This window comes from Haloactinopolyspora alba, from assembly GCF_003014555.1.
GTDB classification, from domain to species: domain Bacteria; phylum Actinomycetota; class Actinomycetes; order Jiangellales; family Jiangellaceae; genus Haloactinopolyspora; species Haloactinopolyspora alba.
In genome coordinates this window covers 1-14617 of sequence record NZ_PYGE01000013.1, presented here as the reverse complement: position 1 = coordinate 14617, position 14617 = coordinate 1, and the positions used below count along the sequence as shown (strand labels likewise).

The following is a 14617-nucleotide window of genomic DNA, read 5'->3' as shown; positions in this document are numbered from 1 at the left end:
CAGTCCGAGCATACGATGTCGAAGAGTAAACTGAGCGACATGCCTGAGCACGGGAACGCCCTGCGCGAGCGTGGCCGTCGTGCAGTGCGCTCCGAACTGTCCGAGTTGGCGGTGGCGATGTTCGCCGAACACGGGTTCGACCAGACGACCGTGGACGACATAGCACGCGCCGCTGGCATGTCGAAGCGCAGTTTCTTCCGGTACTTCGAGTCGAAGGAGGACGCCGTACTGGGGGCGGTCGCGGTCATGGGGGAGCAGGTCGCCGACGACGTGCGTTCTCGCCCACCGGAAGAGGACACATGGGAGAGTCTGTGCCACGTCGTCCGTGCGTGGCAGGACCGAATCGACGGGTCGGTGCAGCGCGTGGCCGAGTTGCGTCTGGTCGAGCAGACGCCCGTATTACAGGCCCGTTACCAGCAGCGACGCGAGGAGGCACGTAAACTGATCAGTGCGGCGGTACGTGATCGCGCCGCGGAGCGCCTCGACGCTCTCACTGCGGACCTGCTCACGGCCGCGGCTGCGTCGGCGCTGGAAGCCGCGCAGCGGGAATGGCTCCGCTCGGGCGGGTCCGCCGACCGCGCCGAACTACTGGATCGTGCGCTGTCGATCGTGCGGCCGCGGTCGCCCGGCTCCGGCTGATCAGCCCGGTAGGAACGAGAGCCGGAGCCGGCGGTGGCGGTTGTCGACGTTGGAGTCGACGACGACCACGCTCTGCCACGTGCCCAGGGCGGGCTCGCCGTCGATCACCGGGAGGCTCAGCGACGGCGCGATGAAGGCCGGCAGCACGTGATCGCGGCCGTGCCCGGTGCTGCCGTGGCGGTGCCGATAGATGTCCTCGGGAGGGAGCATCCGGTCGACCGCCGCGGCGAGGTCGGGCTCGGTCCCCGAGCCCGTCTCGATCAGAGCCACCCCGGCGGTCGCGTGCGGGACGAACACGTGGCACAGCCCGTCGCCGCGGCCGCGGCAGAACTCACGCACCTGGCCGGTCACCTCGGTCACCAGTTCGCTGCCGGTCGAGAGGTCGAAGGTCTCGGAATCCACGGGACCATTCTGTCCGCCGGCACGCGGACGCGTCGAACGCCTGGCGCGCCGCCCGCCGCTCTCGCACGGGCGACCCGGATGGCCGTACCCTCATCCGCACCGGCACGATGTCCGAGTTTGAACGCACTGTGTCCGAGGCGGTGTACCCGGGAGGCAGTCTGTCCATCGGAGAAGACTTCGACGGCATTCTCGACGCGGCACGTTCTGGCGAGCCGTGGGCTTTCGAGCGTCTTTATCGTGATCTCGCTCCGGCCGTCGCCGGCTACCTGCGGTTGCAGGGCGCGGCCGAGCCGGAGGACCTCAACAGTGACGTGTTCCTCGGCGTGTTCGCCGGCCTGAGCTCGTTCTCCGGCACCGAACAGCAGTTCCGGTCGTGGGTGTTCACCATCGCGCATCGGCGCCTGGTCGACGAGCGCCGCCGCCGCACTCGCAAGCCGTCGACGCCCACCGGGGAACCGGAGGTCCTGGACCGGCCGGCCGGCGACGCGGAACAGGACGCGATGGCGGCGCTCGGACAGCGCCGCGTGGCCGAACTGTGCGCCGAGCTGTCCGCGGACCAGCGCGAGGTGCTGCTGTTGCGGATCGTGGCTGACCTCACCGTCGAGCAGGTCGCCGAGGTGCTCGGCCGATCGAAGGGCGCGGTGAAAGCGTTGCAACGACGCGGGCTCACGGCGTTGCGCAAGAAACTGTCGGGGGAAGGCGTAACCCTGTGATGAGTTCCAGCGATGACGTGCATGAGATGCGACGACACCGGCTCGACGACGATACCGCGGTAGAGACTCTGCTCAGCGGCGAGGCGGTGCCGCCCGGGCTCGAGCCGCTGTCCGGCGCCGTGCGCGAGATCCGTTCGGAAGGCACCGGCTGCCCCGACCCGACGCCGGAGCTCGCCGAGCGCATGGCGACGGGCGACTTCGCGGGGATACAGCCTGCCGGCTCCGGCGCCGATCAAGGCCGCCGGCGCTGGTGGCCCCGGGTGTCGGCGTGGCGGCCCCGGACCAGGGTCGTGACCGGCGTGGTGGCTGCGTTCACCGGTTTCACCGGTGTCGCCGCCGCCGGAGCCCTGCCGGACGGCGCGCAGCGATCGGTGGAGTCGTTCATCGAGTCCGTCTCACCGATCACCTTTCGCGACCGGTCGGGCGAGGTCGCCGACGTCGAGGAGACCGAGACGCCGTCGCCCGCGGACGCGTCGCCGCTGTCGGGTCATGGCAGCGAGCCGGACCACGAGACGTCCGACGACACGACCGACACGCCGGCACGGAACCCGGGAACGTTCCCGCCCGGGGTCGGGCGTCCCGACACGCCGGACCGTCCGGAAACGCCGCCGAGGGAGCCGGACACGCCGGACCGTCCGGAAACGCCGCCGAGGGAGCCGGACACGCCGAACCGTCCGGAAACGCCGCCGAGGGAGCCGGACACGCCGAACCGTCCGGAAACGCCGCCGGAGGAGCCGGACACGCCGAACCGCCCCGAGACACCGCCGGAGGAGCCGGACACGCCGAACCGCCCGGACACGCCGCCCGGGCAGCCGGAGGATCCCGGCAGCAATGCCGAGGAGCGCCAACCCGACGGGAGCCCCGGCGAGGGCAACGAGGGAAACCCGGACCGGAACCAGCCGGATCAGGGCAATCCGGATTCGGGCAACCGGGACTCCGCGCCGGAAGGTGCACCGGAGTCGAAACCCGGCGATTCCACGGAACGCGGTGAGCCCGGCGACACGTCCGACAACGGGAACTCCGACGGCTCGGCGTCGCAGCGCGACGGCTCCGGACACGGCGACGGCGGCTCCGGTGCCGGGAACGGCGGCTCCGGTGACGGCGGCAGCGGCGACGACACGTCGGAACGTCCCGGAACGTCGGCGAACGCGCGGGGGAGATGACACCGGACGCAGATTCCCTCGCAGAGGGCGTACCCCTGTGCGGGGGCGTAGCGATGACGTATGTGAAGGCTCGACAACACCGTGCGATGAAGCACGGTCGTACCGGTCCCGATCGGTGCGACCCCTGATCGCCCGACGGATGCGACCCCAGTCCCGTCGGGCAAACGGGTTGTGGCCCCGGCTCGCTGCGGAGGCCGGGGCCACAACCTCCTTCTAGGTCGAGCGCTGGTACAGGCGGAACGCACGGGTGGCCAGCCAGCACGGTCGCGGCGGCAGCACGACCAGCACGCCGGGGACGCCGCCGTCGAATCGCGCCCCTATCAGCAGACCCACCCCGAAGATGATCAGGGACTGCACCACGGTGATCACGGCCTTCGGCCCCGGGTTCCCGCTCCGTCGATACGATGTCCGGCATGTCCGCGGAGCACGTCATCATCATGTCCACGACCGACAGCGAGGAGTCCGCGCTGGCGCTGGCCTCCGGGGCGGTGGAGGCCGGGCTCGGTGCCTGTGCGCAGATCGTCGGCCCGATCACCAGCGTCTTCCGGTGGGACGGCGCCGTGCAGACCGAGCGGGAGTGGCGGGTCGAGGTCAAGACCGCGGGCGACCGCGCACAGGCGCTGATCGAGCATCTGGAGGCGAACCACGGCTACGACGTGCCCGAGGTCGTGACGGTGCCCGTCACCGGCGGCAGCGTGGCGTACCTGTCCTGGGTGGCCGACGAGACGCGCTGACGGGTCGGCCGGAGGTGCGGTGCGTCGACGTTCGCGGCGAAAGAACTTGATCATCCACGCCGGTCGTGTCAGAGTGTCGCCCTGTGTGATCATCCGAGAGCATCTTGACACCGTGGCTCACTCTCAGTAATCGTAGGCGTCGGATCAGATGGGTCGGCACGGTGAGGGGCGACGCCGGGCCGGTACCGGCCACGAGGGAGCGAAGGAGGCATGCGGGTGACTCCGACGCTCTCGCACACAGATGGTGGTGAAGCATCCGTGCGTAGCGATGTCACCGTGACCAGCCGTGACTTCGGCGGCTGCACGATCGTGACGGTTCCGGGCGATGTCGACCCGGGACGTGTGGACGAGATCCACGCAACGACCGCTGCCGCTGGTGGCAAGCACGTCGTTCTCGATATCGGCAACGCGAGCGAGGTGCATCCGTCCGCGGCCACCGCGCTCGCGGCGCTGCATCGTCGCGCGCAGGCCCGCGGTGGGGGCGTGTGCATCGTGACCCGCGAGGACGGCGTCCGCTCGCAGGTCTCCGCGGCCGCCAACGGTTCGCAGCCGCGGTTCTACGACGAGATCGGTGACGCGCTCGAGGATTCCATGGCTGCCTATCAGGCCGCCGCGCGTGCCCCGATGCCTGTCGACCCGGCCGGCTGACGCGGCAGCTCGCCGCCGCGGCGTGTCGTCGGAGCGTCGTGCCGCGCGGTGGGTGCCAGCCCCAGGCTCCGGCGCATCTGGCTGAGGATCCGTGCCAAGAGCCTCGACACCTGCATCTGCGTGACGCCGAGCTCCGCGGCGATCTCCTGCTGCGTGAGGCCCCGGAAGAAGCGCAGGTACAGGATGTGCCGGTCGCGCGGGCGCAGCTCGCGACAGGCCCCCGCGAGCGCCACGATCGCCTCCGCCCGGTCGAACCCGGAGTCCTCACCGCCGATCGCCTCGGCGAGCGGCGTGTCGTCGCCCTCCGTCCCGCGGTAGTCGATCGACGCCACGGTGAAGCACTCGTGTGATGCGCTCGCCTCGGCCACCTCGCTCACGTCCACGTCCAGATGCTCCGCGACGTCCGCGGCGCTCGGTGACGAGCCCTGCCGCTGCGCGATCTCGGCCGAGGCCGCGGCGAGCGCCGCGTGCAGCTCCTGGACGCGGCGCGGCGGGCGTACCGTCCACCCGTGGTCGCGAAAGTAGCGCTTCACCTCGCCGGTGATGGTGGGAACGGCGAACGAGGCGAAGTCGCGGCCGCGACCCGGGTCGTACCGGTGTGCGGCGTTCACCAGCCCGAGGTAGGCGACCTGGACGAGGTCGTCGCGGTCGACGCCTCGTCCGCTGTAGCGGCGCGCGATGGACTCGGCGAGGCTGAGGTTGAGCAGTACCGCTTCGTCGACGAGCCGCTGCCGCTCGTGTTCTTCGACTTCGGCTGCCGTGGCGAGCAGATCGTTCGTCAGCTCGTTGCGGTCGGCGTGGCTTGTCTCGCGGCGGTCGATAGCGCCGAGCGTCTTGACGGCCAAGGCCAACACCTCTTCAGCTCGAAGCGATGTGGCGATTGCTTGACCACGTCATCACAGAAACACGTCCGTGCCTGCTCATCAACCCCTTTCGGAAAGTTCGACCGATGTGGTTCGGACCAGTGTGTACCGCATGACCCACCGACCGGTCGTCGGTTCCGCTCCGGCGGCGACAATGTGCGGTGTGGAGCCGAACTCAGCGGAGGCCGTCGCGGAGCTGCAGCGGGCATGCCGGCTGGTGGCAGGCGTGCCGGTGCCGGAGCCCGTCCCGGTGGTCGGTACGGGCTCGACGGCGTGGGTGCCGGCCTCTCGGGCGGCGGAGACGGTGGACCTCGTCGGCGAGCGGATCCGGGCCGGCCGGACCGGCCACGGGACGGTGCTCGCGACGGCCATGGCCCATGCTCAGGGTCTGTCCTATGCGGTCGCGGGGCCGAGCGTCGCCGGCGCGCTCGCCGCGGAGGTCGCCGTCGACATCGATCCGGAGAGGCTGTGGCTCGGCTTCGGCCGCGGCGGGTTCTGCGAGCGTGTGGCCGCCGAGCCGTGGCAGCTGGCGAGCGCACGGCCGGGCGAGTTCGAGGACCGGGTCGCCGAGCAGATCGTGGGGGTGCTCGAGCCCGCGTTCGAGAACGTGCACCGGGTATCGCGGATCGGGCGCAGGGTGATCTGGAGCGCGTTGCCGGACTCGGTCGCCGCCGTCGCGCTGACGGCGAGTCTCGCCGGTGCGGGTGGTGGCGGCGCATCGCCCGCGGGCGATCTGTGCGGGGCATGGAGGGCCGCCGCAGCGTTGATCGATGCCGTGGCGGCGCGGGTGCCGGCGATGAGCGCCCGGCCGCGCCCGGTCACGTTCACCTTCGGTGACGGCGAGACGAGCGGCACCTGGATGGTCCGGGGCGGGTGCTGCTTCATGTACCGGCTCGGTGCGAGCACGGGCTACTGCGTGACCTGCCCGGTGCTCGATGAGGACGGCCGGCGGCAGCGGCTGCGGGAATGGGCCGGTGAGTCGTCGCTGTGGCGTCGCGGGACGTCACAGCGCGGTGATGTGCGCCGGTGACACTGGAGACATGGACCCGCAGACACCACTGCCCCCGCACCGAATCGGTGCGGGGGCAGCAGTGCTGTCAGGTTACTCAGACCGTGCGGACCATGTCCGCCTGCGGGCCCTTCGGGCCCTGCGTGATCTCGAATTCCACCCGCTGGTTCTCGTCCAGCGTGCGGTATCCGTCTGCCTGAATTGCCGAGTAGTGCACGAAGACATCGGGCTCCCCGTTGTCCTGTGCAATGAAGCCGAAGCCCTTCTCGGCGTTGAACCACTTGACGGTTCCCTGTGCCATGTGCCGTGTCCTCCTACAGGGACGGTGTCGGAGCCGCACCGTGCGACTCCGGGTTGCTGCCGCCGTCTCCCGCTACCACAGTGCTGGGCACAGAGAAGCGAAAAACGCCCGCGATAACATCCCACGGGCGTTCAAGGACGTGCGAGGAACTGTTACTGCAACCGCTGGAACAGTACCACCTTGAGCCCGCGCCGGGAAGCATACGATGACCGAACGCTTGTCGCACAAGGGCGAATCCCACTGTGTGAACGGTTCGCCTCAGGGGAGCTTCCAATCCACCGGTGTCGCGCCGGCGGCGCTGAGCAGCTCATTCGCCCGGCTGAAGGGGCGTGACCCGAAGAAGCCGTTCCGGGCCGACATGGGGCTCGGGTGCGGGGATTCGATGCACGAAATGTTATCAAGAAGTGGCCGAAGGTTTCTCGCATCGCGTCCCCAAAGAATGGCGACGAACGGTGTGCCCCGAGTGACGAGCGCCCGGATGGCCTGTTCGGTGACTTCTTCCCACCCTTTGCCACGGTGTGAGGCCGGTGACCGAGGTGCGACGGTGAGCGAACGGTTGAGCAGCAGGACGCCGTTGTCCGCCCACGGCGACAGATCGCCGGTGCTCGGCGTCGGGTAGCCGAGATCCGTGGAGTACTCCTGGAAGATGTTGACCAGGCTCGGCGGCAACGGACGGACGTCGGGCGCGACAGAGAAGCTGAGGCCGACCGCGTGCCCCGGAGTCGGGTACGGGTCCTGCCCGACGATCAGCACCCGGACGTCGTCGAACGGCTGGGTGAACGCCCGCAGGACGTGCTCGCCGGCGGGCAGGTAGCCGCGTCCGGCTGCGATCTCGGCGCGGAGGAACTCGCCCATCTGCGTGATCCTCCCGGCGACGGGTTCCAGCGCGCGTGCCCAGCCGGGATCCACCAGTTCGTGCAGCGGTTGCGCAGTCATGGCGGTCACTGTAATGGTCATCTCGCCGGTTGTGAGGCGCGGTCACGGTATGCCGCTCCCGGTCCGGCGACCGGCCGGGCAGGCACGTGCTCCGGCCTGGTGGGGAGGTGGTTCCATGCCGGCCGACGACGGCACACGCGCGGCCGCGTCCACCCCCGTCGACACCATCGTCGTCCTCGGTGGCTGTGGTGACCTGGCCATGCGTTACCTGCTCCCGGCCGCGGCGGAGCTCGTCGCCGCCGACCGGTTCCCCGACGGCGGGTCGATCATCGCCGTCGACCGCGACGCTCTCGACGACGGCGCGTACCGCCGGACGGCGGCGACGGAGCTGGCCGAACACGCGGCGGAGGTCCCGGCCGACGCCCGGGACGAGCTGTGCCGGCGGCTGCGCTACCGCCGCGGCAGCGCGACCGAGCCGGACGACGTGCGCGCCGCGATACCGGCGGAGACCGGGCCGGTGGCCGTCTACCTGGCGCTGCCGAACACGTTGTTCCAGTCCGCCATCGAGGCGCTGAGCCGTGTGGAGCTGCCAACGGGGAGCCGGCTGGCGGTGGAGAAGCCGTTCGGTGTCGACCGGGCCGATGCGGCCGGCCTGAACGCTCTGATCGGCCGCGAGTTCCGTGAGGACCAGGTCTTCCGGGTCGACCACGTGCTCGCCGAGCGGACCGTGCTCGGCCTTCTCGGCTTCCGGTTCGCCAACCGCGTGTTCGAACCCGTCTGGAACGCCGGGAACGTCGACGCGGTGGACATCGTGTGGGACGAGACCGTCGCGCTCGAGGGCCGGGCCGGGTATTACGACCGGGCCGGCGCGCTGCGGGACATGATCCAGAACCATCTGCTGCAGATCCTGGCGATGGTGGCGATGGAGCCGCCGTCCGGGTTGGACGAACGGCAGCTGCGCGACCGTCGCGCCGAGCTGTTCCGTGCGGTCCGCCCGCCGGAGCCCGGCCAGATGCGTACGCGCAGCCGCCGGGCGAGATACACGGCCGGCGGCTGGCCGTCGGGCGAGTCGGTGCCCGCCTACGTCGACGAGCCGGACGTGGACGCCTCGCGGGGAACCGAGACCTTCGCGGAGGTCACGTTCACCGTCGACAACACGCGCTGGCGGGGAGTGCCGTTCCGGGTGCGGACCGGCAAGGCGCTGGGCGCGGACCGGCGTGAGGTCGTCGTGCGGTTCCGTCCCGCCGAGCCGGCGCTGTTCGGCCCACGGACGCCGCCCACGGTGCTCAGGTTGTCGCTCGCCCCGGACGCCATCCGCATGGAGGTCAACACCAACGGTGGTGACGCGCCTGGCGACCCACGCCGGCGGACGCTGACCGCGGAACTCGACGAGCCGGGTCCCGGCCCGTACAGCCTGGTGTTGCGCGCGCTCATCGACGGCGACCCCGGTCTGACCGTCCGCGGGGACGAGGCCGAGGAGTGCTGGCGGATCGTGGAACCGGTGCTGGCGGCGTGGTCGGACGGTGCCGTGCCCATGGAGGAGTACCCGGCCGGGTCCGCGGGGCCGCCGGGCACGTGACCGGCCCGCGTCGTCACTGCGTCCCGGCGACCAACGGCTCGAGGTGCACGTCCGGGTGACGGCGCTCGACCGACGAGAGCCGCCACTTGTCCGGGAACAGCGCCAGCAGCGCCCCGTCCCGGCGCTCGGTCACTTCGACCCCGGACTCGCCGTTCAGCAGCGCGACGTGCTCGGCGCTGGTGCGCCGCGCCAGGCTGTACGGCAACGTGTCCAGCGCCACCGGCACCCCGAACTCCTGCTTCAGCCGCGCCGTGGCGACCTCGAACTGCAGCGGCCCGACGGCCGCCAGCATCGGGGCGCCGTCGCCGCGGCGGTCGGAGTGCAGAATCTGCACGACGCCCTCCTCGGCGAGCTGCTCGATGCCACGCCGGAACTGCTTGGCCTTGCCGGTGTCGGTGGTGCGCGCGATGGCGAAGTGCTCGGGTGAGAACGACGGCATCGGCGGGAACGCCACCCGGGATCCCTCCGCGTGCAGGGTGTCGCCGACCGTCAGCGCGGTGGCGTTGACCAGGCCGACGATGTCGCCGGGGAAGGCGTCGTCCACCGTGTCGCGGTCGCGCCCGAGCATCGCGCGTGCGTACTTCGTGGCGAACGGTTTGCCGGTGGCCGCGTGGGTGACGACGGTGCCGCGCTCGAACCGCCCGGAGCACACCCGGACGAACGCCAGCCGGTCGCGGTGCGCGGGGTCCATGCCCGCCTGCACCTTGAACACCAGGCCGGAGAACGGCGCGTCCACCGCGCGGGGAACCCCGTCGGCATCCACGCGCGCCGACGGCGCCGGCGCGAGCTCGACCAGTGTGTCGAGCAGTTGGCGCACGCCGATGTTCGCCACCGCGGCGCCGAAAAGCATCGGCGTGGTGGACCCGGTGTGGAACGACTCCACGTCGAGGTGGTCCATCAGCGACACCTCGTCGAGCGCGGTGCTCCACTCGTCCGGGTACTCGGCCTTCGCCTCGGCGCCGGTCAGAACGTACTCGGTGGCGGCTCGTGCGCCGCCGGGAGCACGCTCGAAGGTCGTCATGGTCTCGTCGGTGCGGCTGAGCAGGCCCTGGAAGAAGCCCGCCTCGCCGACCGGCCAGTTGATCGGCGTGGCCTGCAGGTCGATCCGCTCGGACAGCTGGTCGACGATCTCCAGCGCGTGCATGCCCGGCCGGTCCCACTTGTTCACGAAGGTGACGACCGGCACGCCGCGGTGCCGGCAGACGTCGAACAGCTTCAGCGTCTGCGGCTCCAGCCCCTTGGAGGCGTCGAGCAGCATGACCGCACAGTCGACGGCGGCGAGCACCCGGTAGGTGTCCTCGGAGAAGTCGGCGTGTCCAGGGGTGTCGAGCAGGTTGATCACGTTGCCGGCGTACTCGAACTGCAGCGCGGCGGACGTGATGGAGATCCCCCGGGCCTGTTCCATCTCCATCCAGTCGGAGATGACGGACTTGCGCCCGGACTTGCCGTGCACGGCGCCGGCTTCGCCGATGACTCGTGCATGCAGCGCCAGGGCCTCGGTCAGGGTGGACTTGCCGGCGTCCGGGTGGCTGATGACGGCGAACGTGCGCCGGCGGTTGGCCTCGGCGGCGACGTCGGCCGTGGTGGCTGGTGTTGGCATCGGATGTCGATCCTATGGATTCGTATCGGTGCTGGTGTTGGTGCTGGTGCTGTCGTGGTGCGGGGCGAGGGAGGGTGGGCGGACCACGAACGCGGTGAAGGCGATGACCAGGGGGATCGGCGCGGTCGCGACGAGGATCGTCGTGTACGCGTCAGTCAGTTCGTGTGCTGCCGAGAACAGCAGCGGGCCGAACGCCGTCGAGCCGACACTGACGGCGGTCACCATGCCACGGATCGACCCCAGATGCGTGGTGCCGTAGTACCGGGGGAACGTGGCGGCCTCGAGGGCGCGCATCGCCCCGCCGGCCGAGCCGAGCAGCGCACCGAAGGCGATGGCCGACAGACCCGGTTCGACCCGGCTCCCCAGCACCAGGCTGCCGGCCAGCGCGACCATCGACGCCGCGATCAGCCAACGCGGCTTGACGCGGTCGGACAGCGCGCCTGTGGCCAGCGTCGCCAGCAGTGCGGCGATGGTCTGCCACAGGAAGTTTCCGGCCGCCTCGGCCGTGGTGAGCCCGCGCTCGGACAGCAAGCTGATCTGGTGGAAGTTGATCGCGGTGGACAGCAGCCCGCACGCGGCGACCCCGCCGGCCACGACCCAGAAGAACGGTGTGCGTACGGCTTCGCGGACGGTCACGCCCCACTCGACGTGCTCATGGGTTTCACCGGGTTCCGGTGCCTGTGCGCCGTCCGGCAGCTGACCGAGATCCGCCGGCCGGTCACGCATGCCCAGCAACGCGAGCGGGATGACGATCGCCCAGATCGCCAACCCTTCGACGAGCCACGCCGTGCGCCACCCGTGCTCGGCGACGAACCCCTCCATGAGCAGCGGGGTCATCGAGATCCCGATCGCTCCGAAGGCGGTGACGATGCCGGTCGCGGTGCCGCGCCGGCGGCTGAACCACAGCGCCGTCGCGGTGGTGGCCGTCAGCCCGAGCGCGCCCTGGCCGGCCATCCGGATGCCGACGAACCCGGCCGTGAGCCCGACGATCCCGCTGGCGGTTGCCAACAGCATCAGCACCGCGCCGAACACGAGCCCGATGGTGGCCATGGTGCGGCGCACGCCGTAACGGTCCAGCGCCCGTCCGATCCACGGCAGCGTGAACGCGCCGCACAACGTTCCGATCAGGTATGCGGTGGAGATCGCCGACCGGGACACCCCGAGGTCGACGATGAGCGGGTCGATGAACACCGACACGCCCGCGGTCTGACCGGGACCGGTGGCGGCCAGCGCGACCGTGGAGCCCACCACGATGTGCCAGCCGTAGAACCCGCCCGGTCTCAGTGGTGACGTGCGCCGGGACGTCGTAGCAGTAACGGTCACACTCTTCCTTCGTGTTGTTCCTCGCTCATGGTGCGGCGTCGCTGGTCGACTCCGCGTTGTTCTCGTTACCGGGCACGGCGTCGGTCCCGGCGCGTGTCGTTATGTGGTGAGGGGTGTGGCGGGAAGGTTCGCGGCCGAGAACTGCCGGTGCAGCGGCCTACGATTCGCCGGAAGGACGGTGGAGCCCACGGTCAGTGGCTGACCGTGACGCGGCGACATGCCTGGCTCCCGCTGAATTCGTCCAAGATTTGACCAAGCCCAGTGTACACGGCCCTCCACCCCCGGTTCCGCGGCTTGGAGATTGACCACGTTCACCATGGAATTCCATGCGTCACCACCCCTGCAGCCCTGGTGATGCGTGTCAACGCCTCGTGATGGGTCCCCGTAGAGGCGCGGCGCCGCCCGAACCCCCGTCAGCACACGTTCACGAACGGGCGGTTGAGGTGGGCGGCGGCGAGCACGGCGTGACGGCGGCGGGCATCGTTCAGAAGCGTGCGACGGGTCGCGTGCGCGAGCTCCGGGTCGCCCTCGTACTGATACGTCACCGCCGGGTTCGCCAGTTGGACGGCGTGGACCAGCACGTCTCCGGTCATGACCATCCGCGCGCCCTGGTCGTCGACCACGACGGACTGGTGGCCGGCAGTGTGCCCGGGCGTGGGCACGGCGGTGATCCGGTGACCGGATCGGCCGTGCCCTCCGGCCAACCGGGTCCGGCCGTCGGCCTCGGTCAGCTGCCCGGTCCGGCGCAGCGGGTCCACGACGTACGGCACCAGCGCACTGCCCGCAGCTTCGAGCGCAGCGATCTCGGCGCGCTGGACGACGTAGCGGGCTCGGGGGAAGACCGGCTCCCCACTCGGGTGGACGGCCCAGCCGATGTGGTCGGAGTGCAGGTGAGTCTGGACGACGAGGTCCACGTCCCGTACGTCGACCCCGATCTCTGCGAGCGCCTGCGGGAGCCGTCCGGGAACCGGTGCCCAGCTCGACGCCGGGCTGCCGGCCGGCCCCACGCCGGTGTCGACGAGGGTGATCCGGCTTCCCGGCCCGGCGACGACGAAACACTGGAAGCTCAGATGCCACCTGCCGTCGGGTCCGAAGGCCTCCGGGTCGATCAGGCGGGCCGCCGACCAGTCGGCCTCGGTGGCGTTCGGAAACGCCGTGGCGGGTGAGCTCAGGGTGAACGGTCCGGAGGCGTCGAGCAGGCAGATCACCTGGATCGCTCCCACCGACCGGGTGATCGCCACACCCCCGGAACGATGTCCGGCGGCGACGGCTGGTGTCGTGGTCAGGACGCTGGTCCCGGCCAGCGCGGTGGTGATCATCAAGGTTCGTCGATCGATTGCGGTACGGACGTGACCCACGGTGGTCCCCTCTCCTCGGCTCTCCTACAGCGGCGGCGCGTGCCGTCCGGGGGTGCGCAACGCGGGTGCCGGACGGGTCAGCGCTACGGTGAGTCGACCTCGGCCCGCCGTCGGCGCGCCAAGGATTCGAACGATCTCGAACTCGCCGGGTGGGGTGCCGTGTGATCACGTTCGAACTCGGCCCGTACGGGCTCGCTCACTCCCGGTTCGCGCTGTCGCGGCTCGTCGAGCTCAACGACGCCCTGGAGGTGCTGACTCACCCGGACCGGGCTCCGTACGCCAGGCGTTGGGTGCAACGGACCCGTCGGCTGGTCGATCGCTCGTCTCTCGCCGTCCTGCTGGCCCTCGTGGAGCACGAGTCGTGGTACGTGCCCGACTTCCTGGTGCCGTTGCCGGATCGGTACGAGCCGTCGTTCGACGACGAACTCGCGGCGGTTGCCGCCGCTCCCGCGGACCGCGTCCGGGCCCAGCTCGAACTGGCGTTCCGGATCGGCGAGCCGCCGGCGGAAGTGCTCGAGGTGACCGGCAGCGCGCCCGGGCAGGATCCACGCGCGCCGTTGCCGGACGCGATCGCGGCGGTTCTCGACGGTGGAGGAGCGGAGGCGTTACTCGCCTGCGTGATCAACGAGGTGCACCGTTGCTGGACGGTGGTCCTGTCGGACGCGTGGGACGCGGTGCGTCGAGTGCTCGACGAGGACGTGCGCCACCATGCCGTCCGCGCGAGCCGGACCGGGCTGTCCGGGATCGTCGCCGGCCTGCACACGTCGCTGGAGCACGACGACGATCGAGTCACCCTGGACCACCCGTACGACATGCGGCTCGGATGCGCCTCCGGGCTCATCCTGACCCCGTCGGTGTTCCTGCCGCGGCCGGCAGCGTGGCGAGGGAGCTCCGGGCACGCGATGGTCGGCTATCCGGCACACGGACGCGGCCGGGTCTGGTCCGAGCCCGTACCGTTGACGGAGGCGTCCGGCCTGGTCGGCGCCCGCCGGACGGCGTTGCTGGCGGATCTGGCCACCGCGCGGTCGACGGCGGAGCTCGCCGACCGGCACGGTCTGAGCCGGGCCACGGTCTCTTACCACGTCCGGAAACTCCATGAGGCCGGCCTGCTCAGCCGCCGCCGGGCCGGGCGAGCCGTGCTGTACGAACGGACCGGAAACGCCGCCGCCGTGCTGGCGGGCCTGGGCGTACCCGGTTCCGCCGATTGACCGGTCGCTCCCGGGCCCGTTCGGCGGCGTGGGCCGCCGCAGTCATGGTCATGCGGCCGGATTCGCCTGGATGTTGCTGAGCCGATGTCGAGGGCGGACGTTGTCGGTGGTGGGCGGTAGTGTTTCGGACATGGGTTCGGTTGAGGTTGATCGGCTGGTCACCGTGGTGCAGGCGCTCGCGGCTGCCCCGGCCGGTGAACT

15 protein-coding genes are annotated in these 14617 nt (G+C 70.7%); 8 read left to right on the top strand and 7 right to left on the bottom strand.

The features are described 5' to 3' along the window. Positions 1 to 39: 39 nt before the first annotated feature. Positions 40 to 639, top strand: a complete 600-nt coding sequence (locus CLV30_RS16835; protein WP_205741040.1) for a TetR family transcriptional regulator — start codon at positions 40 to 42, stop codon at positions 637 to 639. On the opposite strand, the gene CLV30_RS16830 is transcribed toward CLV30_RS16835, so the two are convergent. Continuing rightward, positions 640 to 1041, bottom strand: a complete 402-nt coding sequence (locus tag CLV30_RS16830; protein WP_106538396.1) for a YjbQ family protein — start codon at positions 1039 to 1041, stop codon at positions 640 to 642. Positions 1042 to 1148: 107 nt separating this feature from the next. Between CLV30_RS16830 and CLV30_RS16825 the strand changes: the two genes are divergently transcribed. The 4 genes from CLV30_RS16825 (at position 1149) to CLV30_RS16805 (ending at position 4299) form a co-directional block, all read left to right on the top strand. Further along, positions 1149 to 1754, top strand: coding sequence for an RNA polymerase sigma factor (locus CLV30_RS16825; RefSeq protein WP_106538395.1), 606 nt, complete (start codon positions 1149 to 1151; stop codon positions 1752 to 1754). Beyond that, positions 1754 to 2917, top strand: coding sequence for a hypothetical protein (locus CLV30_RS16820; protein ID WP_129711084.1), 1164 nt, complete (start codon positions 1754 to 1756; stop codon positions 2915 to 2917). Before CLV30_RS16825 ends, CLV30_RS16820 begins: the two co-directional genes overlap by 1 nt. A 413-nt stretch (positions 2918 to 3330) precedes the next feature. After that, complete coding sequence (gene cutA / locus CLV30_RS16810; protein ID WP_106538502.1) at positions 3331 to 3651, top strand: divalent-cation tolerance protein CutA; 321 nt, start codon at positions 3331 to 3333, stop codon at positions 3649 to 3651. Between the two features lie 276 nt (positions 3652 to 3927). Continuing rightward, on the top strand, positions 3928 to 4299 hold the full coding sequence (locus CLV30_RS16805; RefSeq protein WP_211300076.1) for an STAS domain-containing protein: 372 nt from the start codon (positions 3928 to 3930) through the stop codon (positions 4297 to 4299). Here the strand turns inward: CLV30_RS16805 and CLV30_RS16800 are convergent. Beyond that, entirely contained in the window at positions 4254 to 5144 is an 891-nt protein-coding gene (locus CLV30_RS16800) for a SigB/SigF/SigG family RNA polymerase sigma factor (protein WP_205741039.1), read from the bottom strand. The two genes, CLV30_RS16805 and CLV30_RS16800, sit on opposite strands and share 46 nt — an antisense overlap. Before the next feature lie 181 nt (positions 5145 to 5325). Between CLV30_RS16800 and CLV30_RS16795 the strand changes: the two genes are divergently transcribed. Further along, positions 5326 to 6192: a (2Fe-2S)-binding protein gene (locus tag CLV30_RS16795; RefSeq protein WP_129711083.1), complete on the top strand. Its 867-nt coding sequence runs from the start codon at positions 5326 to 5328 to the stop codon at positions 6190 to 6192. A gap of 76 nt (positions 6193 to 6268) precedes the next feature. On the opposite strand, the gene CLV30_RS16790 is transcribed toward CLV30_RS16795, so the two are convergent. Next, positions 6269 to 6472: a cold-shock protein gene (locus CLV30_RS16790; RefSeq protein WP_106538391.1), complete on the bottom strand. Its 204-nt coding sequence runs from the start codon at positions 6470 to 6472 to the stop codon at positions 6269 to 6271. Positions 6473 to 6730: 258 nt separating this feature from the next. After that, positions 6731 to 7408, bottom strand: coding sequence for a uracil-DNA glycosylase (locus CLV30_RS16785; RefSeq protein ID WP_106538500.1), 678 nt, complete (start codon positions 7406 to 7408; stop codon positions 6731 to 6733). Between the two features lie 115 nt (positions 7409 to 7523). Here CLV30_RS16785 and CLV30_RS16780 point away from each other — a divergent pair, with 115 nt between their 5' ends. After that, positions 7524 to 8927, top strand: a complete 1404-nt coding sequence (locus CLV30_RS16780; protein WP_106538390.1) for a glucose-6-phosphate dehydrogenase — start codon at positions 7524 to 7526, stop codon at positions 8925 to 8927. Positions 8928 to 8940: 13 nt separating this feature from the next. On the opposite strand, the gene CLV30_RS16775 is transcribed toward CLV30_RS16780, so the two are convergent. The 3 genes from CLV30_RS16775 to CLV30_RS16765 all read right to left on the bottom strand — a co-directional run bounded on the left by CLV30_RS16775 (position 8941) and on the right by CLV30_RS16765 (position 13169). Next, positions 8941 to 10527: a peptide chain release factor 3 gene (locus CLV30_RS16775; RefSeq protein WP_106538389.1), complete on the bottom strand. Its 1587-nt coding sequence runs from the start codon at positions 10525 to 10527 to the stop codon at positions 8941 to 8943. Positions 10528 to 10539: 12 nt separating this feature from the next. Continuing rightward, positions 10540 to 11850: an MFS transporter gene (locus CLV30_RS16770; RefSeq protein ID WP_205741037.1), complete on the bottom strand. Its 1311-nt coding sequence runs from the start codon at positions 11848 to 11850 to the stop codon at positions 10540 to 10542. 413 nt (positions 11851 to 12263) lie between these two features. After that, entirely contained in the window at positions 12264 to 13169 is a 906-nt protein-coding gene (locus CLV30_RS16765; RefSeq protein WP_106538388.1) for an MBL fold metallo-hydrolase, read from the bottom strand. A gap of 200 nt (positions 13170 to 13369) precedes the next feature. Between CLV30_RS16765 and CLV30_RS16760 the strand changes: the two genes are divergently transcribed. After that, complete coding sequence (locus CLV30_RS16760; RefSeq protein ID WP_106538387.1) at positions 13370 to 14416, top strand: helix-turn-helix domain-containing protein; 1047 nt, start codon at positions 13370 to 13372, stop codon at positions 14414 to 14416. Positions 14417 to 14617: the final 201 nt, after the last annotated feature.

What these genes read in the sequence shown, in the direction of transcription:
- cutA (WP_106538502.1), top strand. Translation starts at nt 3,331, where the DNA reads ATGTCCGCGGAGCACGTCATCATCATGTCCACGACCGACAGCGAGGAG.
- CLV30_RS16835 (WP_205741040.1), top strand. Translation starts at nt 40, where the DNA reads ATGCCTGAGCACGGGAACGCCCTGCGCGAGCGTGGCCGTCGTGCAGTG.
- CLV30_RS16825 (WP_106538395.1), top strand. Translation starts at nt 1,149, where the DNA reads ATGTCCGAGTTTGAACGCACTGTGTCCGAGGCGGTGTACCCGGGAGGC.
- CLV30_RS16785 (WP_106538500.1), bottom strand. Translation starts at nt 7,408, where the DNA reads ATGACTGCGCAACCGCTGCACGAACTGGTGGATCCCGGCTGGGCACGC.
- CLV30_RS16790 (WP_106538391.1), bottom strand. Translation starts at nt 6,472, where the DNA reads ATGGCACAGGGAACCGTCAAGTGGTTCAACGCCGAGAAGGGCTTCGGC.
- CLV30_RS16820 (WP_129711084.1), top strand. Translation starts at nt 1,754, where the DNA reads ATGAGTTCCAGCGATGACGTGCATGAGATGCGACGACACCGGCTCGAC.
- CLV30_RS16765 (WP_106538388.1), bottom strand. Translation starts at nt 13,169, where the DNA reads ATGATCACCACCGCGCTGGCCGGGACCAGCGTCCTGACCACGACACCA.
- CLV30_RS16780 (WP_106538390.1), top strand. Translation starts at nt 7,524, where the DNA reads ATGCCGGCCGACGACGGCACACGCGCGGCCGCGTCCACCCCCGTCGAC.
- CLV30_RS16775 (WP_106538389.1), bottom strand. Translation starts at nt 10,527, where the DNA reads ATGCCAACACCAGCCACCACGGCCGACGTCGCCGCCGAGGCCAACCGC.